This is a genomic window from Isoalcanivorax indicus (assembly GCF_003259185.1).
GTDB classification, from domain to species: Bacteria; Pseudomonadota; Gammaproteobacteria; order Pseudomonadales; family Alcanivoracaceae; genus Isoalcanivorax; species Isoalcanivorax indicus.
Genome location: NZ_QGMP01000001.1, coordinates 278071 through 300106, shown reverse-complemented (window position 1 = coordinate 300106; position 22036 = coordinate 278071). Strand labels below are relative to the sequence as shown.

22 protein-coding genes are annotated in these 22036 nt (G+C 63.0%); 11 read left to right on the top strand and 11 right to left on the bottom strand.

Annotated features, from left to right (window positions below; all coding sequences use genetic code 11):
* The first annotated feature begins 92 nt into the window (after positions 1–92).
* From DKW65_RS01365 to rmf, 3 genes are all read left to right on the top strand, one after another.
* Positions 93–2495, top strand: coding sequence for a Tex family protein (locus DKW65_RS01365; protein WP_111657470.1), 2403 nt, complete (start codon positions 93–95; stop codon positions 2493–2495).
* A gap of 16 nt (positions 2496–2511) precedes the next feature.
* A complete protein-coding gene (gene gshA, locus DKW65_RS01360) occupies positions 2512–4080 on the top strand; it encodes a glutamate--cysteine ligase (protein ID WP_111655567.1) in 1569 nt (522 codons plus the stop codon).
* A 148-nt stretch (positions 4081–4228) separates the two neighbouring features.
* The gene (rmf, locus tag DKW65_RS01355; protein ID WP_111655566.1) at positions 4229–4447 is read left to right on the top strand and encodes a ribosome modulation factor; all 219 of its coding nucleotides are present in this window, start codon (positions 4229–4231) and stop codon (positions 4445–4447) included.
* Between the two features lie 17 nt (positions 4448–4464).
* Here the strand turns inward: rmf and DKW65_RS01350 are convergent, their stop codons facing one another.
* Entirely contained in the window at positions 4465–4992 is a 528-nt protein-coding gene (locus DKW65_RS01350; RefSeq protein ID WP_111655565.1) for a disulfide bond formation protein B, read from the bottom strand.
* Between the two features lie 321 nt (positions 4993–5313).
* Between DKW65_RS01350 and DKW65_RS01345 the strand changes: the two genes are divergently transcribed.
* Positions 5314–5802, top strand: coding sequence for an Rsd/AlgQ family anti-sigma factor (locus DKW65_RS01345; RefSeq protein ID WP_111655564.1), 489 nt, complete (start codon positions 5314–5316; stop codon positions 5800–5802).
* Positions 5803–5888: 86 nt separating this feature from the next.
* Here DKW65_RS01345 and bamJ read toward each other — a convergent pair whose 3' ends face one another.
* Positions 5889–6593, bottom strand: coding sequence for a BamJ family beta-barrel-assembly machinery protein (bamJ, locus tag DKW65_RS01340; RefSeq protein WP_111655563.1), 705 nt, complete (start codon positions 6591–6593; stop codon positions 5889–5891).
* A 335-nt stretch (positions 6594–6928) separates the two neighbouring features.
* On the opposite strand from bamJ, the gene DKW65_RS01335 reads away from it, so the two are divergent.
* Positions 6929–7684 carry a ParA family protein gene (locus DKW65_RS01335; RefSeq protein WP_111655562.1) on the top strand — a complete coding sequence of 252 codons (756 nt, stop codon included), beginning with the start codon at positions 6929–6931 and terminating at the stop codon, positions 7682–7684.
* A gap of 17 nt (positions 7685–7701) precedes the next feature.
* Here DKW65_RS01335 and DKW65_RS01330 read toward each other — a convergent pair whose 3' ends face one another.
* A complete protein-coding gene (locus DKW65_RS01330; protein ID WP_111655561.1) occupies positions 7702–8178 on the bottom strand; it encodes a TIGR02444 family protein in 477 nt (158 codons plus the stop codon).
* Positions 8179–8300: 122 nt separating this feature from the next.
* On the opposite strand from DKW65_RS01330, the gene DKW65_RS01325 reads away from it, so the two are divergent.
* Positions 8301–10217 carry an ATP-binding cassette domain-containing protein gene (locus tag DKW65_RS01325; RefSeq protein ID WP_111655560.1) on the top strand — a complete coding sequence of 639 codons (1917 nt, stop codon included), beginning with the start codon at positions 8301–8303 and terminating at the stop codon, positions 10215–10217.
* Positions 10218–10241: 24 nt separating this feature from the next.
* Here the strand turns inward: DKW65_RS01325 and DKW65_RS01320 are convergent, their stop codons facing one another.
* Entirely contained in the window at positions 10242–10718 is a 477-nt protein-coding gene (locus DKW65_RS01320; protein ID WP_162925638.1) for a hypothetical protein, read from the bottom strand.
* 67 nt (positions 10719–10785) lie between these two features.
* Between DKW65_RS01320 and DKW65_RS01315 the strand changes: the two genes are divergently transcribed.
* On the top strand, positions 10786–11349 hold the full coding sequence (locus DKW65_RS01315; protein ID WP_111655558.1) for a phosphohydrolase: 564 nt from the start codon (positions 10786–10788) through the stop codon (positions 11347–11349).
* A 6-nt stretch (positions 11350–11355) separates the two neighbouring features.
* On the opposite strand, the gene elbB is transcribed toward DKW65_RS01315, so the two are convergent.
* From elbB to DKW65_RS01295, 4 genes are read right to left on the bottom strand one after another with little or no spacing between them, the layout of a single operon-like run.
* Positions 11356–12015, bottom strand: coding sequence for an isoprenoid biosynthesis glyoxalase ElbB (elbB, locus tag DKW65_RS01310; RefSeq protein ID WP_111655557.1), 660 nt, complete (start codon positions 12013–12015; stop codon positions 11356–11358).
* Between the two features lie 2 nt (positions 12016–12017).
* The gene (locus DKW65_RS01305) at positions 12018–12722 is read right to left on the bottom strand and encodes a DUF502 domain-containing protein (RefSeq protein WP_111655556.1); all 705 of its coding nucleotides are present in this window, start codon (positions 12720–12722) and stop codon (positions 12018–12020) included.
* A complete protein-coding gene (gene greB / locus DKW65_RS01300; protein WP_111655555.1) occupies positions 12719–13234 on the bottom strand; it encodes a transcription elongation factor GreB in 516 nt (171 codons plus the stop codon). The genes DKW65_RS01305 and greB overlap by 4 nt, the downstream gene beginning before the upstream one ends.
* On the bottom strand, positions 13234–13647 hold the full coding sequence (locus DKW65_RS01295) for a VOC family protein (protein WP_111655554.1): 414 nt from the start codon (positions 13645–13647) through the stop codon (positions 13234–13236). The genes greB and DKW65_RS01295 overlap by 1 nt, the downstream gene beginning before the upstream one ends.
* A 78-nt stretch (positions 13648–13725) precedes the next feature.
* On the opposite strand from DKW65_RS01295, the gene hemB reads away from it, so the two are divergent.
* Entirely contained in the window at positions 13726–14745 is a 1020-nt protein-coding gene (hemB, locus tag DKW65_RS01290; RefSeq protein ID WP_281271665.1) for a porphobilinogen synthase, read from the top strand.
* 59 nt (positions 14746–14804) lie between these two features.
* Positions 14805–16886 (top strand): polyphosphate kinase 1, encoded by a 2082-nt coding sequence (gene ppk1 / locus DKW65_RS01285; protein WP_111655552.1) that lies wholly within the window; start codon positions 14805–14807, stop codon positions 16884–16886.
* A 2-nt stretch (positions 16887–16888) separates the two neighbouring features.
* Here ppk1 and ppx read toward each other — a convergent pair whose 3' ends face one another.
* Positions 16889–18397 carry an exopolyphosphatase gene (gene ppx, locus DKW65_RS01280; protein WP_281271645.1) on the bottom strand — a complete coding sequence of 503 codons (1509 nt, stop codon included), beginning with the start codon at positions 18395–18397 and terminating at the stop codon, positions 16889–16891.
* 183 nt (positions 18398–18580) lie between these two features.
* On the opposite strand from ppx, the gene trxA reads away from it, so the two are divergent.
* Entirely contained in the window at positions 18581–18907 is a 327-nt protein-coding gene (trxA, locus tag DKW65_RS01275; RefSeq protein WP_111655551.1) for a thioredoxin TrxA, read from the top strand.
* A gap of 235 nt (positions 18908–19142) precedes the next feature.
* Complete coding sequence (gene rho / locus DKW65_RS01270; protein ID WP_111655550.1) at positions 19143–20402, top strand: transcription termination factor Rho; 1260 nt, start codon at positions 19143–19145, stop codon at positions 20400–20402.
* Positions 20403–20465: 63 nt separating this feature from the next.
* On the opposite strand, the gene DKW65_RS01265 is transcribed toward rho, so the two are convergent.
* Together DKW65_RS01265 and DKW65_RS01260 are read right to left on the bottom strand one after the other, a co-directional pair.
* Positions 20466–21023, bottom strand: coding sequence for a hypothetical protein (locus tag DKW65_RS01265; protein WP_111655549.1), 558 nt, complete (start codon positions 21021–21023; stop codon positions 20466–20468).
* 187 nt (positions 21024–21210) lie between these two features.
* A complete protein-coding gene (locus DKW65_RS01260; protein ID WP_111655548.1) occupies positions 21211–21996 on the bottom strand; it encodes an MBL fold metallo-hydrolase in 786 nt (261 codons plus the stop codon).
* Positions 21997–22036 lie beyond the last annotated feature (40 nt).

The following is a 22036-nucleotide window of genomic DNA, read 5'->3' as shown; positions in this document are numbered from 1 at the left end:
GCCCTGTCAATCTGTCCCCGGCCGGACACGTGGCCTATGATTCCGGCCACCTGCATGTATGCCATTCACTGACCAATGGATCCAGCAACCCCATGTCCGATACCCTCACTGCCTCTGCGCCGCCAGCCCCACTGCCGCCCATCGAAGCCCTGATCGCCCGGGAACTGAGTGTCCAGCCACGCCAGGTGGCCGCCGCCGTGGCCCTGCTGGATGAGGGCGCCACCGTGCCCTTCATCGCCCGCTACCGGAAGGAAGTGACCGATGGCCTGGACGATACCCAGCTGCGCAATCTGGAAGAACGGCTGCGCTACCTGCGCGAGCTGGTGGAGCGTCGCGAGGCGATCCTCAAGAGCATCCGCGAGCAGGACAAGCTGACCCCGGCACTGGAAGCCAACATCCTCGCTGCCGATACCAAGACGCGACTGGAAGATCTCTATCTGCCGTACAAGCAGAAGCGCCGTACCCGGGCACAGATTGCCCGCGAAGCAGGTCTGGAGCCGCTGGCCGACGCGCTGCTGAGTGACCCGACACGGGACCCGGACACCGAAGCCGCCGGTTTCCTGAATAGCGAACACAAGATCGACACCGCCAAGGATGCCCTCGACGGCGCCAAACAGATTCTGATGGAGCGCTTCAGCGAGAACGCCGAACTGCTGACTCGCCTGCGCACCTGGCTGTGGGAAAAGGCCGACATCATCTCCACGGTGGCGGACGGCAAGGACAAGGAAGGCATCAAGTTCAGCGACTACTTTGCCCACCGCGAACCGCTGGCCCAGATTCCCGGGCACCGGGCGCTGGCGCTGTTCCGCGGCCGCAACGAAGGCATCCTGCATGTCAGCATGGCGCTGCCTGAAGCGCTGGAAGCCACTCCGCCGCATCCGTGCGAAACCATGGTCGCCAACAGTATCGACTGGCAGCACCAGCAACGCGCAGCGGACAACTGGCTGGGTGAAGTGGTGCGCTGGACCTGGAAGATCAAGCTGGCCACACATCTGGAAACCGAACTGCTGGGCCGGGTGCGGGAAATGGCCGAAGAAGAGGCCATCAATGTCTTCGCCCGCAACCTCAAGAGCCTGCTGCTGGCACCGCCCGCCGGGCCGCATGCCACCCTGGCGCTGGACCCCGGACTGCGTACCGGGGTCAAGGTGACCGTGGTCGACAGCACCGGCAAGCTGCTGGAGCACACCACCATTTTCCCGCACCAGCCGCGCAATCAGTGGGACCAGTCGCTGGCCGCGCTGGGCGCCCTGTGCGTCAAGCATCAGGTCAGCCTGATCGCCATCGGCAACGGCACCGCCAGCCGCGAAACCGACAAGCTGGCCGGTGAACTGGTGAAAAAGCTGCCGAAGCTGCGCATGACCAAGATCATGGTCAGCGAAGCGGGCGCCTCGGTGTACTCCGCCTCGGAAACGGCCGCGCGGGAATTCCCGGATCTGGATGTGTCCTTCCGGGGCGCCGTGTCCATTGCGCGCCGCCTGCAGGACCCGCTCGCGGAACTGGTGAAAATCGACCCGAAATCCATTGGGGTAGGCCAGTACCAGCACGATGTCAGCCAGGTGAAACTGGCGCGCAGTCTGGATGCCGTGGTCGAGGACTGTGTGAATGCCGTGGGCGTGGATGTGAACACCGCCTCGGCGGCGCTGCTGGCGCGCATCTCCGGCCTCAATGCCACCATTGCCAGCAACATCGTCAGCTACCGCGAAAAACATGGCGCCTTCCCCAACCGTGAAGCCCTGAAGCAGGTGCCGCGTCTGGGTGACAAGACCTTTGAACAGGCCGCCGGTTTTCTGCGCGTCAGCCAGAGCGAGAATCCGCTGGATGCCTCCAGCGTGCACCCGGAAGCGTACTCCGTCGTGGAAAAGATCGCGGCGGCCCATGATCGCGTGGTCAAGGACCTGATTGGCGACAGCGGCTTCCTGCGCAAACTCAAACCGGAAACCTTCACCGACGACCGCTTCGGCGTCATGACGGTCAGCGACATCCTGGCGGAACTGGAAAAGCCGGGCCGCGATCCGCGTCCCGAATTCCGCGCCGCCGAGTTCAAGGAAGGCGTCGAGGACATCAAGGATCTGAAACCGGGCATGGTGCTTGAGGGCACCGTGACCAACGTGACCAACTTCGGCGCCTTCGTCGATGTCGGCGTCCACCAGGACGGTCTCGTCCATGTGTCCGCCTTGTCAGAGAAATTCGTCAAGGACGCCCATGAAGTGGTCAGCCCTGGCGACATCGTCAAGGTGAAGGTGATGGAAGTGGATCTGGAGCGCCGCCGTATCAGCCTGACCATGCGCCTGGAAGACCAGCCCGAAGACAAACCGGCAGGCAGCCGACCGACGGCCAACCGCAACGCGGGCGGCAAGGGTCGCCAGGGCGGCCAGCGCAGTGCCGCACCGCCCCAGCGGGGTGGCAACGCCGGGGCTGGCAACGGAACCGGCACCTTCGCCGACCTGTTTGCCAAGGCCCAGGAAGAAAAAGCCGCACGCAAGCGTCGCGTGTGAACACGAGGATATCGTGATGAGTGATCTGCTGACCCGGCGACTGGATGCCCTGACGCGCCACAACGCTGCGCCGACCCTGGCCGGCATGCGCCGCGGCATCGAGAAGGAAAGCCTGCGCATTACCCCCCAGGGGGCTCTGGCACAGACACCGCACCCGGCGGCGCTGGGCTCAGCACTCACGCACCCGTATCTGACCACGGACTACTCGGAAGCCCTGCTCGAATTCATCACCCCGGCCAGCGACCAGCTGGACGCCCCGCTGCGCTTTCTCGAAGACCTGCATCGCTACGTGTACCAGCACATCGGCGACGAGCGGCTGTGGGTCAACTCCATGCCCTGCGTCATGGGCCCGGATGAAGACATTCCGCTGGCCCGCTATGGCAGCTCCAACGTCGGGCAGATGAAATACATTTACCGCAAGGGCCTGGGCTACCGTTACGGGCGGCGCATGCAGACCATTGCCGGGATTCATTACAACCTGTCGTTCCCGGAAAATTTCTGGCAGTTGCATCAGCAACTGGAAGGTGACACGCGTCCGCTGCAGGACTTCATTTCGGCACGCTATTTTGATCTGACGCGTAACTTCCAGCGCTATTCCTGGTTGCTGATCTATCTGTTCGGCGCCTCACCGGCGCTGTGCAAATCGTTCCTGGCCGGGCGCCCGCACACGCTCAGCGAGATCGCCGGGCATACCCTGACCTACCCGGGGGCCACCTCGCTGCGCATGAGCGATCTGGGCTACCAGAACAATGCGCAATCCAGCCTGCACATCAGCTACAACACGCTGGACGACTATGTCCGCACCCTGACCCACGCGATCAAGACCAACGCGCCGGAATATGCCCGCATCGGCGTACTGGTGGACGGGGAATACCGGCAACTGAACAGCAATATCCTGCAGATCGAGAACGAGTATTACTCGTCGATCCGCCCGAAACGCACCACGGCATCCGGCGAGCGGCCGACCCTGGCGCTGTCGCGGCGCGGCGTGGAGTATGTCGAAATCCGGGCGCTGGATCTGAATCCGTTCGAGCCGCTGGGCATCAACCAGATGCAGATCCGTTTTCTTGATCTGTTTGCCACCTATTGCCTGCTGCGGGAGTCACCGCTGCTGGAAAACTGCGACCTGAATGCCAGCAAGGAAAACATCCGCAAGGTGGTGTATCAGGGGCGCGACACCGGCACCCTGCTGTGCAACTGGGGCAAGCAGGTCAGCCTGCACGACTGGGGCGGCCAGATCCTCGAACGCATGGCGCCGATTGCGGCCCTGCTCGACACCACCCACGGCGGCAGCCACTATGCCGAGGCCCTCGCGGGCCAACAGGAAAAACTCGACAACCCCGATGCCACCCCTTCAGCACAGGTCATGGCGGCGCTGACCACTCAGGGGCCATGCAGCTTTTTCCACTTCGCCCAGGCGCAGGCCGAAGCCCATCGCGCGCACTTCCTGGCGCAGCCGCTGGCCGCCGAGCGTGAAGACGCCCTGGCCGCCGAGGCGCGTGACAGCCTGGCGGCACAAACCGCGCTGGAGGCAGCCCCGCACCCCTCGTTTGCCGAGTATCTGGCGGCCTATTTTCGCGATTGACCGGGAGCGGCATGCCGTTCGGCGGAACGATGCCACCGTTCGCGCCAGCGCAGGCCATCCTGTGGCGTACTGCACACCCTTGTGGGATGATCGGTGCTAGCCTCAACCTGGAGTGAGGCAGCCTTTTCCCGAAGGGGGACGTTGCAGGATGCAGGACCATAACGACCATCGCGACGATCATCGCGAAGACCAGCGCGACCCGTGCAAGAAAGCCTATGACCGTGGCTGTATGTGGGGCATGAGCGGCCGTGATGACACCGGATGTCCATATCAGGAAGATATCCTGATGGACTGGTGGCACGCGGGCTGGCGTGAAGGCTACGAGGCCTTCATGAAGCGCCACCCCCACCAGCAGGAAGTCGGCTGATCGTCCGTGACACTGCGTTAGCGATAACGGCGAAACAGTTGCACCAGCGCCAGTACCAGCAGGCCCGCAAACACCAGCAATGCCTGCTGCGGGATCGTCAGCCCCAGAAATGTCCAGTCGATCTCGGCGCATTCCCCCGAACCACTGAATACCATCCGCAAGGCATCCCATAGCGGGAAGACATCCATGATGTAATCCAGCCCGGGGCCGCAGGCAGGCACCTCGTCTTCCGGCAGGCTCTGCAGCCACATGTGCCGCAACGCGACCCCCGCCCCCGTCAACGCCGACAGGCCCGCCAGCGCGTTCCATATCCGTTGCCCTGTGGCGCCCGGGTTGTGCAGGAACGCCAGCAGGAAGAAGGCCCCGGCGGCGATCATCGCCAGCCGCTGGAAGGTGCACAGCGGGCAGGGTTCTAGCGCTACCGGGCCATATTGCAGCCACAGGGCAATGGCCATCGCCAGCACGCAGACAAGCAGCCCGGCCAGGTTGAGCATGCGGGGCGACAGCAGGGGGTGGCGCAAAAGGGAATGGCGCAGAGTCAGCATGGTATCTCGGTCATCGCAGCAACAGAAACAATGGAAGCCCGCAGTGTAGCGGAAATCCCCCTTGGCGGGGCAATGCTGGCGCGGCGCCATCACCCCTGCCCGACCCATGAGACCGCCCGGGCGCCGGGCGGTTCATATGCCGACGCCCCCGGCCGGGCACCCTGGCTTATGACAAAACAGTCTGACGGCGCCAAGCGCCTGATTTCCATATAACAGCCCGCTCCGGGACGCCGATCTGGCCCCGAGGGCCAATTGTCGAGTCCCATGCGCTGCCGTAGGCTCAAACACCCGACCCACCGTCGAGCAGGAGGCATGACGACCATGACAGCCGAGGTCCAATCCACCCCCCACCGTCTCGCGCTGGATCAATGGCAGCGCATCGAGAAGCAAGTTCAGGCATGGCTGCGCGAACGCCAGGAGCTACTGACCCTGCTCTGCTCGCTACAGGGCCTCTGCGGCCTGCATGCCGACAGCCTGCCTCTGCAGCAGCGTGTGCAGCGCTTCTGCGAGGTGCTGGTGGACTACATCAGCGCCGGTCATTTCGAGATCTACCGCGAGTTGGCCGCCGAAGCGCGACAGTTGCGTGGCACCGATCCCGGACTGGTGCAGCATGTCCTGCACCGGCTGGCGCGGTCCACCGACGCCGCGCTGGCCTTCAATGAGGAATACGACACCCCGGACCACATCCAGCGCTTGCAGGACGCCCTGCCCGACCGGCTTACCGAGCTGCTGGAGCATCTGGAAGAGCGTTTTGCGCTGGAAGATCAACTGATCCTGAGCATCCACATGGGCGCCCTCACCCGGCACTGAGCGCGCCCCCGGGGCAACAACCCGCGCCGATGCGGCACAAAAAAGGCGGACCCGAGGTCCGCCTTTTTTGTGCCTGCCAACACCACTCAGTCCGGAGACTGAACGTCCAGCAGCTCGACTTCGAACACCAGCGTGGACTGGGGACCGATGTCTGCGCCCGCGCCATGCTCGCCATAAGCCAGCTCCGGCGGCAGCACAATGCGCCACTTGTCACCGACGCTCATCAGTTGCAGCGCTTCCTGCCAGCCACGGATAACCTGACCCAGCGGGAAGGTGGCGGGCTCGCCACGCTCCACAGAACTGTCGAACACCGTGCCATCCACCAGCGTGCCGTGGTAATGCGCCACCACGGAATCGCTCAGGGTCGGGCTCTGGCCATCACCGGATTCCAGCACTTCGTACTGCAGGCCACTTTCGGTGGTCACAACGCCATCACGCTCGGCGTTCTCGGCACGGAACGCCTCGCCCACCGACGCATTGGTATTGCCCTGCTCGCGCATGTTGCTCTCACGCTCGCTCATCTTGCGCTGCTGGTAGGCCACGATGGCCTCGTCCATATCTTCAGCGGCCAGCGGCAGATCGGTTTCACCCTTTGCACCGGCACGCAGGCCCGCCAGGAATGCATCCAGATCCAGATCGTCGGTATTGCCATACATCTGCTCACCCGTACGGTAGCCGATGGCATAGGACGCCTGCTGCACATCGCTGTCCAGGGCGACATCTCCCCCTTTGTCCTGCTGTCCACATGCCGCCAGAGCGGCCACAGCTACAACCAGACCTAACTTCTTCATCTTGCCTCCAGAATAATGTCATTCATTGACGCGTCGGTCCCGGCACCGGGGCACCCCCGTCGCCACGCCAGCGGTACAGTGTGCGGGCGTCGTCGGACGCCTGCAACCGCCAGGCCGCGGCCTGTCCGGCACACGCCTCTCCATCGGAACAGGGCCTGTACAACGCCAGACAACAGATACTTCACGCCTTCCCCCCGTTCCCGGTGGCACTCTGCGGGCCGGCATCACACCTGCCGCACAGGATACTGCACCGCTGTTGACCACGAAATAAGCGCGGAGTGCCGTTATCCCTTATACTGAAGTCGCGATGATCCAGGGGAGGGGACAGGATCACCATGCGAGGCCAAGCAGAAGTCCGCGACGATATCATTTCAACGGCGCGCGTTGTCGACACCGACGTACAGCGCCGTTTTGTCGTGCTGGTTGCCAATGCCAAAGGCGGTTGCGGCAAGACCACCCTCGCCACCAATCTGGCCAGCCACCTCGCCGCCCAGGGCAAAGCCGTCACCTTGCTCGATCTGGACCCGCTGCAAGCCGCCAGTGCCTGGCTGCAACTGCGCGAAAAGAACGGGCGCCGTGACATCCATGGCCTGAGCCTGAAACTCGACGCCCACACCACCTATGGCCGACTGGCCGAAACCATCACGCATGCCCGGGAATACCTGATCATCGACTCGCCCGCCGGACTCGACGGCCCGGTCCTCGATCACGTCTTGCGTATTACCCAGGTGGTGCTGGTGCCGGTGCTGCCCAGCCCGATCGATATCCGCGCGGCCACCCGCTTTCTTCAGGCCGTCATGCTGTCGCCCTGTTATCGCCGCCGCCCCCGCCGACTGGCCGTTATCGCCAATCGCACCCGGGCCCGCACGCGCATGTATAACCAGCTGCGCCAGTTTCTCAACAGCCTCAAGATTCCCTATCTGGCGACGCTGCGTGACACGCAGTTCTATGTGCAAGCGGCTGGCGACGGCACCGGCATCAGTGATCTGGAAGACCCGCGCGCCCGCGAGGACCTGATGCACTGGCGGCGCATCGTCGAATGGGCGGAAATCCAGCGGCACCTGATCCGCACCCTGCCCGGCTTTCGCTGAGACGCGGGCGCCCTGAGTCAGTCCTCGCAGACGGCCAACAGCGCAGACACGGCCTGCGCCAGGCTTTCGCACTGCGCCATGTCCGGCAACACCAGCAGCAACCAGGCATGCCGGTCACTCTGGCCTCGCGGCCAGGGGCGCTGAGCCACCAGCACCGCCAGCTCCCGCAGCAGCAACCGCTCGGCTTCCAGCTCTGCATCCTGAAGCGCGCGCTTCCAGTCCGCCCAGTCCGCGCGTGCAGACGCCTGACGACGCAGACCGCGCAACGGCGCAATACGTTGCTGCTCCCAGTCCCCGGCGGTCTCCACCAGCATGTCGGCCAGCGTCGCATCAGGCGTGATGTCCTGCTCCGCCAGCCACAGGGCCGCCAGCGCCAGGCACACCGACACCCCATGGCGATCCTGCAACACCAGCGCCGCACTGGTGACACCTGGCCGTTTCCATAACCGCAGGGCGTAATGCCAGATATCGGCACCTGCTTCTGTTGATGTCATGCCGGCCTCCCCTCGCCTGATACGCCTTCATCAGCTGCTCATTGTGCACACCGGCAGCACATTGCCGCCAGCCACCCCGCCGCCTACACTTGCCAGCCTCATTCATCACCCCGTGGTTTGCCATGCTGCGCCTGGAACACCTGGATCTGCGCCGCGGCCCGGATGTCCTGATCCGTGACGCCAACATCAGCCTGTACAGTGGCTGGAAAGTCGGCCTGACCGGACGCAACGGCTGTGGCAAGAGCTCGCTGCTCAACCTGCTCAACGGCCGTCTCGAGGCCGACCGGGGCAACTACCATCGCCCCGCAGACTGGCGCGTGGCGACCATGGACCAGGAAGTGCCCGCGCTGGCCCAGCCCGCGCTGGAGTATGTGCTCGACGGCCACGAGGCCCTGCGTGCGGCACAGCAGGCGCTGGCCGACGCCGAGCAGGCCGCCGACGGCAGCGCCATCGCCCTGGCCCATGCCCGGCTGGAAGCGCTGGATGCCTGGACCCAGCCCGCCCGCGCGGCCACGGTGCTCGCCGGGCTCGGTTTTGCCGAGGCCACGCAGCAGCAGCCCGTCGCCAGCTTTTCCGGCGGCTGGCGCATGCGCCTGAATCTGGCCCGCGTGCTGCTCTCCGATGCTGACCTGCTGCTGCTTGATGAGCCCACCAACCACCTGGATCTGGACGCCGTACTGTGGCTGCAGGACTGGCTGCGCCAGTTCCCCGGCACCCTGGTGCTGATCTCCCATGACCGGGACTTTCTCGATACGGTGGTCGGGCACATCCTGCATATCGAGCGCAGCACGCTCACCCATTACACCGGCAACTACAGCGACTTCGAGCGGCTGCGCGCCGAGCAGCTGGCGCACCAGGAAAGCGAGTACCGCAAGCAGGTCGCCCAGGCCGAGCACCTGAAGCAATTCATTGCCCGCTTCAAGGCCAAGGCCAGCAAGGCCCGCCAGGCGCAGAGCCGGGTCAAAGCCCTGGAAAAGCTGGAACTCAGTGCCCCGGCCCATGTGGCCGACGGCTTCCGCTTCACTTTCCCGGCCCCGCTGAAACTGCCCAACCCGATGCTGGATCTGGAACAGGTGCGCTGCGGCTATCGCGACGGCGATCACGAAACCGCCATCCTCTCGCAGGTCGATCTGAGCCTGCGCCCGGAGAGCCGCATTGGCCTGCTGGGCCCCAATGGCGCGGGCAAATCGACCCTGATTCGTACCCTGGCCGGGCAACTGGCGCCCTTGTCCGGACGCTTCACCATCGGCCCGGAGCTGGTGATCGGCTATTTCCATCAGCAACAGGTTGATGCCCTGCCCGCCGACGGCACACCGGTATCCCTGATGCAGGCCGCCCAACCACGCTGGGAAGAAAGCGCCGTGCGCAGTGAGCTGGGCCGTTTCGGTTTCCACGGTGATGATGTCTTTGCGCCGGTGGCACGTTTTTCGGGCGGTGAAAAATCACGCCTGGCCCTGGCCCTGCTGGTACAGACCCGCCCGGCCCTGTTGCTGCTGGACGAACCGGCCAACCACCTGGATCTGGACATGCGCGAAGCGCTGACGCTGGCCCTGCAGGCGTTCGAGGGCGCCGTGGTGCTGGTGTCCCACGACCGGCATCTGCTGGAAACCACCGTGGATGAACTGGTGCTGGTGGCCGGCGGCAGCGTCACGCCGTTCGATGGCGACCTGGATGACTATGCGCGCTGGTTGCGCGAACGGCAGAAAGCCCAGCGCAGCGAGAGCCGCCCGGCGCCCACTGAAGCCCCACGCGTGGACGCCCGCGCCAAGCGCCAGGAAGCAGCGCAACGGCGCAATGCGCTGCGGCCCTTGCTGCAGGCCGTCACCCAACAGGAAAAGAAACTGGAGCACTGCCAGCAAACGCTGGCTGCACTGGAAAGCGAGTTGGCCGACGAAACGCTGTATCAGCCCGAACAGAAAGCACGCCTGACCGATCTGGTGGCGCGCCAGGGCCGACTGCGGCAAGAGCAGGAAACGCTGGAAGCCGCCCTGCTGGAGGCCATGGAAACGCTGGAGGAGGCGGAACAGGCGCTGCCGTGAACAGAGCGCCTGTTCGACCGCTTGTCAGAACGCCAGCATAAAGCCCAGCACCGGTTGATAGACCGGGGTTTCGCGGTAACCGATCAGGTTCTCGTCGACACCCGCGACCATGCGCACCGCGCCGCTCACCGCAAAATGCCTGGCCAGTTTACGTTCGTAACCGAACGCCCCGACAAAGCCCAGGTCATCGTCGTTGTTGCCATCGTAATACCCCACCCCAGCCTGGAAAAACGCACCGTTCATGCGCCCGCCCAGGTAGTGCTTGTAGGCCAGCTCGACGATATTCAGGTTGTCGCCGCTGGCGTAGGCGGCATACAAGGCCCCGGCACCGGCAGGCGCCTGCACGAAGACATTGAACATGCCATCGTCCTGATTCTGGTCGATCACCCGGATGACATCGATCCCGATACCGTAATCCGCCGCCTGCGCAGACAGGCCAGACAGCAGCAGCAATCCTGCCAGAACACCACGCACCGATTTCAATTTTGTTGTGAAGCGCATTTTTTGACCCCCGACACACGAACCGGGCAAGAATAGGCTAGAATCGGGGAACTGGCGAGGGAAGCGGATGCAGATCTACGATCAAGTCACACTGCTGGATGAAATTCTGGGCGCCCACCGTGCCGCCCTGGGCTGTGACTATGAGCCCTACCGGCATCATTGCTACCGGGTGCTTAACTTTACCCTGGCGCAATGCGAGAACACGGCAGACACGGTCAGCAAGGTGGCCATCGCCACCGCCTTCCATGACCTGGGCATCTGGACCGCACGCACCTTCGACTATCTGCCGCCGTCACGGCGCCTGGCGCGCGACTATCTGGACAGCATCGCGCGCAGCGCCTGGCAAGCGGAAATCGACATCATGATCGCCCAGCATCACCGCATGCGGCCCATCCGCGACGGCGGTGCTGAGCCGGCACGGCCGGGCGAGCCTCCCCTGGCGGAACTGTTCCGGCGGGGCGACTGGATTGATGTGTCCCTGCGCTGGCTGACCTTCGATGTGCCCCGGGACTTTATTGCAGAAGTGTGTGATCGCTTCCCGGACGAGGGCTTCCATACCCGGCTGGTGCAGATGACCCTGAAGCGCATGGCCACCCATCCCTTCAGTCCCTTGCCGATGATGCGGCTGTAACCGGCTTCAGGCCGCCTTCGCCATATCGATCAGGCGCGCCACCAGTTTCTCGATACCGTCCGCCGCCTCACGAATGCGCCCGGCCTCCATATAGGCCGGCGTGGTAATCAGCTTTTTCGCTTCATCCACCACCACGTCCGTGACCGGGCAACTGATGTGCTTGCCGCCCATCTTGCCAATCGCGGCCGCCACCTCTTCATTGCTGCCGATGGTGCAGGCGGTGCCTTCGCCGAACAGCTGCGCGGCCATGGTGGGCGCAATACAGATCAGGCCCACCGGCTTGCCCGCCTGGTGCACCGCCTGAATGAATTGCCTGACCGCCGGATGGATCTGCATGGCGTCGCCCTTGAAGGCAAAGTCACACAGGTTCTTGGCCACACCGAAACCGCCCGGCACGATCAGGGCGTCGTAATCCGCCGGGTCCGCCTGCGCCAGATCGATGATCTCACCCCGGGCCACCCGGGCCGCCTCGATCAGCACGTTGCGGGATTCACCGGGCATCTCTTCACCGGTCATGTGATTGATGACATGCGCCTGGGGGATATCCGGCGCCATGCACTGATACGCGATATCAGCACGATCCAGATTCAGCAGGGTCAGCGTGGTCTCGTAGATTTCCGAGCCGTCGAAGACACCACTGCCCGCCAGCATTACCGCGAATTTCATCTCTACTCCTTCGGCGCGTCCGGCGCCGTCGTCTGTCCGGGTTCGTCAAAGTCAGTGCGACCGCCCGGCCGCAGCGAGGCATCCGGCAGGATTTCGATCAGGCTGCTGGTGCCCGCACCACAGGCTACTACGACCTTCATCATCTGCTCCACCCGGATCTCGGGGCACAGGGTCACCACATCCATGCTGACATGGTAGATAAACCCGGAGGTCGGGTTCGGCCCGGTGGGCACGAAGACCGACACCCGGCCATCAGGATGACGCGATGTCACCAGCCCGAGCACCGACACGTCCACCTGACGGCCATACAGCCAGATACGCGCCACTTCGCCCCGGGAAAACGGCGAGTCTTCCTTGCCGCCCAGAATCTGGGCAATCACTTCTCGCACCGAACGATAGCCAGGCAACCGCGCCATCACGCTCTCTTCCATGCGGTTCCAGGCCCAGCTGCCAAGCCGGGTGGTTATCAGGTTGCCCACCAGGAAGCAGATCAACACCAGCGTCGCGATGCCAATCAGATCGGCCGCAAACTGGGGCCAGCCAAAGCCGCGAATGAAGATCATCGCCACCGGCGAGGTGAGATCGGTCACCAGGCTGTAAATCCAGCGAAAGAAGAACGCAATAATGGCCAGCGGCAACAGTACCACCAGCCCCCCAACCAGGGATTTGCGAATGAAATTGATATGCTTGTCACGGATCTTGTTCATGCGTCCTGCCTGTCGTCGCCGTAGCGTATCGCCATCAGATCATAGCAGCGTTCGCCGGTGGGCGTAGCCACCAGCACGTCGTCATCCACCCGTTTGCCCAGCAGGGCACGTGCCATCGGTGAGTCGATACTGATCCAGTGACGTTTCGAATCGGTTTCATCCGGGCCGACAAGGCGCACGGTCAGGGTCTGGTCCTGCTCATCCAGCAAGGTCACCCAGGCCCCGAAAAACACCCGGCTCTGATCTTCCGGCAGACGATCCACCACCACCATGTCATCCAGCCGCCGCGACAGAAAGCGGATACGGCTGTCGATCTCGCGCAGCATCTTCTTGCCATATATGTATTCGGCATTCTCCGACCGATCGCCCTGAGCCGCCGCTTCCTGCACCGACTGGGTAATCGCCGGACGCTTTTCCTTCCACAAATACTGCAGCTCGTCGTTGAGGGCACGGTATCCCTCGGGCGTGATGTATTTGGAGGCCGGCTTGCCCGGCGGTCGCCAGCGGCCCATCAGGCAAACACCTCATCACGACGCCGGAAGGCCTTGAACTCCAGCGCATGACCGTCAGGGTCCTGAACAAAAAATGTGCCCTGCTCACCGTGCTGACCGGCAAAGCGCACACCGGGCGCCAGCAGGAACGGAACGCCTGCATCGCGAAGACGCATGGCAAGCTGTTCCCAGACCGGCCAGGAAAGAATGACCCCGAAATGGGGAATCGGCACCGCCACACCGTCCACCTGGCTGCTCGCTGCGGCCGCAGGCACCTGCGCCACCCGATGCGCCGAAAGCTGGTGACCGAACAGATCAAAATCCTGCCAGGCCTCTGTCGCCCGCCCGGGGTCGGCACCCAGCACCTCAACATAGAAGCGCCGCGTGGCGTCCAGGTCGGTCACCGGAAAGGCAAGATGGAAGGGAGGCGTCATGTCAGGCTGCTCCTTGTGTCACGCTGCGCTACACTGTCGGCATACCATCCTAATCCCGGATATTCGGAGAGCAAGGTGATTCACACCCCGTTTCCTCGCGCCCCCTGGCCAGCCACCCGGCTGCGGCGCATGCGCCGTGACGATTTTTCCCGCCGCCTGATGCGCGAAACCCGGCTCAGCGCCGATGATCTGATCTGCCCGCTTTTTGTCCTGGAGGGCACCCAACGCAGCGAGGCCGTGGCCTCCATGCCCGGGGTGGAACGCCTGAGCATTGATCTGCTGGTGCGCGAAGTCGAACAACTTGCCGCCCTGGGTATCCCCGCCGTGGCCCTGTTCCCCGTTACCCCGCAAGACGCCAAGAGCCTGGATGCCGCCGCCGCCTGGGACCCGCAAGGGTTGGCCCAGCGTGCCGTGCGGGCGATCAAGGACGCCGTGCCGGAGATGGGCGTGATCACCGATGTCGCCCTGGACCCCTTCACCAGCCACGGCCAGGACGGCATCGTCGATGACCAGGGCTATGTGCTCAATGATGTCACCCTCGACGCTCTGGTGCGCCAGGCCCTGAGCCATGCGGAAGCCGGTGCCGACGTGGTGGCCCCCAGCGACATGATGGACGGCCGTATCGGCGCCATCCGCACCGCGCTGGAAGACGCCGGGCAGGTGCATACCCGTATCCTCAGCTACGCCGCCAAATATGCCTCCGCCTATTACGGCCCGTTCCGCGACGCCGTAGGCTCCGCCAGCAATCTGGGCAAGGCCGACAAGCGCACCTACCAGATGGACCCGGGCAACAGCGACGAAGCCCTGCAGGAAGTGGCTCTGGATCTGGCCGAAGGCGCCGATATGGTGATGATCAAGCCGGGCATGCCGTACCTGGATATCGTCCAGCGGGTCAAGACACAGTTCGGCGTGCCGACCTTCGTTTATCAGGTAAGCGGCGAGTACGCCATGCACGTGGCCGCCTTCCAGAACGGCTGGCTGGACCGCGACGCGGTGATTCTGGAATCGCTGCTGGGCATCCGCCGCGCCGGGGCCGATGGCATCCTCACCTACTTTGCCAAAGAGGCCGCCACCTTGTTACGTCAGGGCTCGCGGTAATACGAACGTCACATTAATGTCATGCAATAGGGGACTCTTTTTCGGACAGGCCGTCATCCATGAACGACGCAGTGATTGACCCGGCATCGACAGAACAGGACCACCCGGAGTGGTACATCAACCGGGACCTGAGCCTGCTGCAATTCAACCTGCGCGTGCTGGAGCAGGCCATGGATGAGCGCCATCCCTTGATGGAACGGCTCAATTTCCTGCTGATTTTTTCCAGCAACATGGACGAGTTTTTCGAGATCCGCGTCGCCGGCCTGCAGAACCAGTTGCAGACCGGCACCGGCCAGCCAGGGCCCGATGGCCTGCTGCCCGGTGAAGTGCTCCGGCGCATCAGCGAAACCGCCCACGAGGCGGTAACGCGCCAGTATCACATCCTCAACGATATCCTGCTGCCTGCGCTGGCCACCGAAGGGGTCAACTTCCTGCGCCGCGAGTACTGGACCCCGGAGCAGGAAGCCTGGGTCAAACGCTACTTCCGCGACCAGATCTATCCGGTGCTGACCCCCATCGCTCTGGACCCGGCCCACCCGTTTCCGCGGCTGGTCAACAAAAGCCTGAACTTCATCGTGCCGCTGGACGGCAAGGACGCCTTCGGCCGCAAGACCGGCCTGGCCATCGTGCCCGCGCCGCGCTCCCTGCCCCGCATCATCCGCATGCCGGACGACATCTGCATCGACGGCAATGACAACTTCGTGTTTCTCTCGTCGATGATCCACGCCCATGTCAGTGATCTGTTCCCCGGCATGAAAGCCACCGGCTGTTATCAGTTCCGCGTGACCCGCAACGCCGACCTGGAAGTGGACGAAGATGTGGATGATCTGGCCCTCGCCCTGAAAGGCGAGCTGCTGCTGCGCCGCTATGGCGACGAAGTGCGCCTGGAAGTGGCAGACAACTGCCCACGTCACCTGATCGATTACCTGCTGCGCAAGTTCGAGCTGGGCGAAGAAGATCTGTATGAAGTGAACGGCCCGGTGAATCTGGCGCGCATGTTTACCGACGTGCGCCGCCCGCGCCTGCGCTATCCACCCTTTACGCCGAAAGTCCCGGCCCGGATCAAGAGCGCGGAATCCCTGTTTGATGTGATTCGCCAGGGCGATATCCTGCTGCACCACCCGTTTGAATCCTTCACCCCGGTGGTGAATTTTCTGGCCGAAGCGGCGCGCGACCCCAAGGTGCTGGCCATCAAGCAGACCCTGTATCGCACCGGCACCGACTCCGAAATTCTGGATCACCTGGAGACCGCCGCCCGCAACGGCAAGGAAGTCACCGTGGTGATCGAGCTGCGCGCCCGCTTTGACGAAGAAAGCAATATCGAAGGCGCGAGACGCCTGCAGGAAGCAGGCGCCATCGTCGTGTACGGCATTGTCGGCTACAAAACCCACGCCAAGATGATCCTGGTAGTGCGCCGCGAGCAGGACGGCATACGCCGCTATGCCCACCTCGGTACCGGCAACTACCACACCAAGACCACCAAGGTGTATACGGACTACGGCCTGCTGACCGCCAATGAAGGCCTGTGCCAGGACGTGCACAAGATCTTTCTGGAACTGACGGGCATGGGCAAGGCGGCGCGGCTGAAACAACTGATGCATTCGCCGTTTACCCTGCACAGCGGCCTGCTGGAACTGATTGCCGCCGAGACCGAGGCGGCCCGGGCGGGTCAACCGGCGCGCATTATCGCCAAGTTCAACGCCCTGACCGAGCCGCAGATCATGCGCGCCCTGTACACCGCCAGCCAGGCGGGCGTGCAGATCGACCTGATCGTGCGCGGCATGTGCTGTCTGCGCCCGGGAATACCCGGCGTCTCGGACAACATCCGGGTGCGTTCCATCATCGGTCGTTTTCTGGAGCACACACGGATTTACTATTTCCTGAATGGCGGCGACGAAAAGGTCTATCTGTCCAGCGCCGACTGGATGGAACGCAATCTGGTGAACCGGGTGGAAACCTGTTTCCCGATCACCGACCCGAAGCTGCGCAAGCGGGTGATTCGCGAGGGGCTGGAATACTACCTGGAGGACAATGCACAAGCCTGGACCTTGTCTGCCGATGGCAGCTACCGGCGCCTCAGCGCCGCCGCCGAGGACACACCGGCTATCGCACAGAGCCTGCTGCTGGAAGCGCTGACCTGAGGTCAGCGCACCACCAGCGTCACCCCCGCCCCGGCAAAATATTCCTGCTCCTGCTCCAGATCGGCCTGGGTCAACGGGTGATCGGCCAGCCACCCCTCGGGGAAAGCGAGCGTCAACTGCCCCTCGTCAGCGTGCAGCGCCATCTCCGGCAGGGGGGCGTCGCTGCGCGCATGGTGCAGGCGTGCCGCCAGACGCAGCAGCAGACACAGGCGCAGGGTCGAGGCCTGATCTTCCTGCGGCAGCGCCTCCAGCACCGCCATCGGCACCTTGCGGCGATGCCCGCGCACCAGCGTCGCCAGCACCAGCTGGGTCTGACGTGAGAACCCCGCCAGATCCGAATTCTCGATCAGGTAGGCGCCGTGCTTGTGAAACTGACTGTGCGACACAGACAGCCCCACTTCGTGCAATTGGGCGCCCCAACGCAGGGCGTCGGCGTGCTCATCCGCGTCCAGACCCCAGGGCGTCGCCACCTGGGCCAGGAACCCCGCCGCCGTGTCACACACCCGCTGCGCCTGGGCGGCATCCACATGGTAGCGACTCATCAGCGCGCCGATGCTGCGCTCACGCACGTCCTCATGGTCCAGCCGTCCCAGCAGGTCATACAGCACGCCCTCGCGCAGCGCGCCACTGGAGAGCGTCATGCTGGTGATGCCGAGCTGTTCGAAGATGCCGGTCAGAATCGCCAGCCCGGCCGGGAAGATGGGCATCCGGTCCTCGCGCAGCCCCTTGAGCCCCGCACCGTCCACCGTGCCCGCCTTGACCAGCTTGCGACGCGCCCGATGCAGACCCTCCAGCGTGATCTCGCCCTCGCTCCAGCCGTTGTCCTGGCATACCTGGGCAATCGCCTTGACCGAGCCGGACGCCCCCACCGCCTGCTGCCAGCCCGTGCGACGATAGGCCGCTTCCAGGCTCAGCACCTCCTGCCGGGCCGCGGTGATCGCCTTGTCGAACGCCTTGTCCGTGCACTGCCCCTCGGGGAAGAAACGCCGGGTGAAGCTGACGCAGCCCATATGCAGTGATTCGGTCTCCAGCGCCTCGAAGCGCTCACCGATGATCAGCTCCGTACTGCCACCGCCGATATCCACCACCAGACGCCGCCCGGGCTGGTCCGCCAGGGAATGGCTGACCCCCAGATAGATCAGCCGCGCCTCCTCCCGACCCGCCACAATCTCGATATCGTGGCCCAGCACGGCTTCGGCCTCACGGATGAACTCCCGGGCATTGCGTGCCATACGCAGTGCGTTGGTGCCCACTATTCGCACCCCGGCGGGCGGCACCCCACGGATACGCTGGGCAAACCGCCCCAGACAGTCCAGCGCCCGGGCCCGGGCGTCATCGGTAATGCGGTTCTGCTCATCCAGCCCGGCCCCCAGCTGCACCTTCTCCGACAGCCCCTCCTGGACCTGCAATTCACCCTGAACCAGACGGGCGACCACCATGTGGAAGCTGTTGGAACCCAGATCTATGGCGGCCAGCTGCTCTGGCGTGCTGCGGCGGGTAGCGCGGGGCAATGTCTTCTCCCTGACTGGCTGATGGTGGTGAAGGCAGCGTTTGCCCGATTGTAGCCCAACCCGGCGACAAGGGGATGACCGCGATGTGGCAGGGCTATCGCTGCTATTACCTCAGACAGGCTTGAATATTGCACGGCGTGATCTGATATCATCCCTGACGCTAACCCAATTCAGGAGACTTCAATGAGCGGCGAGATTATCAACGCCTCCGACAGCAGCTTCGAGGCGGACGTCCTCAAGGCCGATGAGCCGGTACTGGTGGACTACTGGGCCCCCTGGTGCGGCCCGTGCAAGATGATCGCCCCGATCCTGGAAGAGGTGGTCAAGGAGTACGAAGGCCGCCTCAAGGTCGTCAAGATCAATATCGACGACAACCCGGACACCCCGCGCAAGTACGGTGTGCGCGGCATCCCGACCCTGACCGTGTTCAAGAACGGCAATGTGGAAGCCTCCAAAGTCGGCGCCTTGTCCAAGTCACAGCTGACCGCCTTCCTCGACAGCACCCTCTGAGGCGCAGCCCGCGCACTCAGGCACTGACGGCGACCCTGCCCCATGGCAGGGTCGCCGTGACATCATGCGCAGGGGGTGGACAGCCCTGATCCAGGGGTGGTACATTCCGGGTCAGTTTCGCACTTCCCTATGCCTTGCGGCACCTTGCCGGGGCAGTATTTCCTGAAAACACCATATACCTGCCGGCACCCTGCCCGGACATGACCACTAATCTTTCTGGAATCAAATCACGCCGATGAACCTGTCTGAATTAAAGCAGAAGCCGATTGGAGAGCTGCTGGATATTGCCCGGGAAATGGGTCTGGAAAACCTCGCCCGCACCCGCAAGCAAGACGTCATCTTCTCCATCCTCAAGAAAGCCGCCAAAAATGGCTCCGACATCTACGGTGACGGTGTCCTCGAGATCCTCCAGGACGGCTTCGGCTTCCTGCGCAGCTCGGAAGGCTCCTATCTGGCCGGCCCGGATGACATCTACGTCTCCCCCAGCCAGATCCGCCGCTTCAACCTGCGCACCGGCGACACGGTTTCCGGCAAGATCCGGCCCCCGAAGGAAGGCGAACGCTACTTCGCCCTGCTGAAAGTCAGCGAGATCAACTTCGACAAGCCGGAAAACGCCAAAAACAAGATCCTGTTTGAAAACCTGACACCGCTGTTCCCCACAGAACGGCTGGTGATGGAACTGGGCAACGGCTCCACCGAGGACATCACCAGCCGCGTGATCGACCTGGTGGCCCCGATCGGCAAAGGCCAGCGCGGCCTGATCGTCGCCCCGCCGAAAGCCGGCAAGACCATGCTCCTGCAACAGATCGCCCACTCCATCGCCCGCAACAACCCCGAATCCCACATGATCGTGCTGCTGATCGACGAGCGGCCCGAGGAAGTGACCGAAATGTCGCGCACCGTGCGCGGCGAAGTGGTTGCCTCGACCTTCGACGAGCCCCCGGCCCGCCACGTGCAGGTTGCCGAAATGGTCATCGAAAAGGCCAAGCGCCTGGTCGAGCATAAACAGGACGTCATCATCCTGCTGGATTCCATCACCCGTCTGGCCCGCGCCTACAACACCGTACAGCCCAGCTCCGGCAAAGTGCTCACCGGTGGTGTGGACGCCCACGCCCTGGAAAAACCGAAGCGCTTCTTCGGTGCCGCCCGGAATATCGAGGAAGGCGGCAGCCTGACCATCCTGGCCACGGCCCTGGTGGAAACCGGTTCGAAGATGGACGAAGTGATCTACGAAGAATTCAAAGGCACCGGCAACATGGAACTGCATCTGGACCGCAAAGTGTCCGAGAAGCGCGTGTTCCCGGCGATCCACATCAAGAAATCCGGCACCCGTCGTGAAGAACGACTGGTGAGCGAGGATGAACTGAAGAACATGTGGGTACTGCGCAAGGTGCTGCACCCCATGGACGAGATCGGCGCCATCGAGTTTCTGATTGATCGGCTGAAGCAGACCAAGACGAATAATGAGTTTTTTGATTCGATGAAGCGGAAGTAAATAACGGAAGCAACAAAAAAGGGCCGACGCATTAGCGTCGGCCCTTGTATCCCCGGCCCTTGGTTACTCTCCACACTTTTCTCTGAATAGCGAAAGCGGCATATCGCCCAGGCTGGATATCCTCTCCCCTCGGTAAGTCATTGACACACTCATCCGTGCCGGCGATCCGGTGAAGAACAGTATCACGCCATCCCCATGACTACGGCCTTCCATCGGATAGTAACTGGACCCCGGATGCTCATCACCCACATCATAATATGACACTGTGCCCGGCTCTTTCTTGAGAATATCCGTTATGATGGCCTGCATCCTGCCATCGCTGCCCTCTCTATATTCCGCCACCGCAATCACGCTGGCTTGCTCGATCTTTTCTTCAAGCGGCAGTTCGTAGAAGGGTCTGGCAGGCTCACTGCGCTCAGTCGAAACCGGCATCGGAAAATTTTCCTGATATTCGCCGGACTCCACAGACCAGGATTGATTGAACTGGCTAATGTAGGGCGGAACAAACATCCAGGGGATAATTGACACGACTGCATTAATGAGCAAAGCAACCACAGCCACCCAGATAGCTATGACAAGCCTGTTAACCGCAACTCTGATCAGTTCACTTTCTGATTTCATCTTCCTTCCTCTATGTCTGACACCCGATGGGTGCCCCAATCCACATTCTGTACGGGCAACCAATTCCCAAGCGTCATTATCATTAGAAACGTCATTAGGATCAGGCCTCTCATTTCCCAAAGAAAAACTTTTAGTGAGAAATGGGAGACCTGACCCCAGGGACTGCGCAAAAAACATAAGGTTTGCTTCAGTCAGGCGGCGCAGCCTGTAGCACCACCGTCTCCCCATCATCCGGCACCCGCAACCGCTCCCCGAGACCCTGCTTGTCTCTCAGCGTTGTCAGCTGCTCGCGCGTCACCGGGCAGTGATCCAGCGCTTCAAGATGATTGGCGATAATCACGCCTTTTGTGATGCCGCTGACCGCCAGTATATCCTCAGCGCCCATGATGATCTCGCCACCCAGATCAAAGCGTGCACCGCCTGCCGGAAGCAGGCAGATATCCGGTTGCTCCCAGGTAATGAAATCCCTGATTTGCGCCGTCAGGATGGTATCCCCGGCGAGATAGAGCGACGGCTCCCTTGGAAACGTCAGAAAGTACCCATGCCCATGGGCCATGAAAGAGCCGACCAGGCCGGTACCGTGCGTGCAGGGAACGGGCGTGACCTCTCCTGAGAGAAAGGCCTGACGCCCCGACTCCAGCGGCTGCACCACCAGCCCTTTCTTGCGCAAAAAATCAGCATCCTCCGGCATGCAAAACACGGGGATCTGCCGCTCCCGGAGCCACTTGCTGCCAGCGCGATCAAGGTGGTCAAAATGGCCCTTCTGACAATGGGTAATCAGGGCGTGGGTCACCGTTGAGAGCAGGGCCTCGGCATCAGCGGGCAGATCAACCAGCGGGTTGCGCCTGCGGCTTCGGGTGGCGTACTTCAAGGCCGGGATACTGCCCTTGGGGGCCAGCATGGGGTCGACCAGGATGCGATAGCCTCCGGTGGAGATCAGTATTGTGGCGTTGCGCAGTTGGGTGATTTTCATAGCAACCTCTTCTTGTTGAGGTAGCTATTGTGCGGACCTT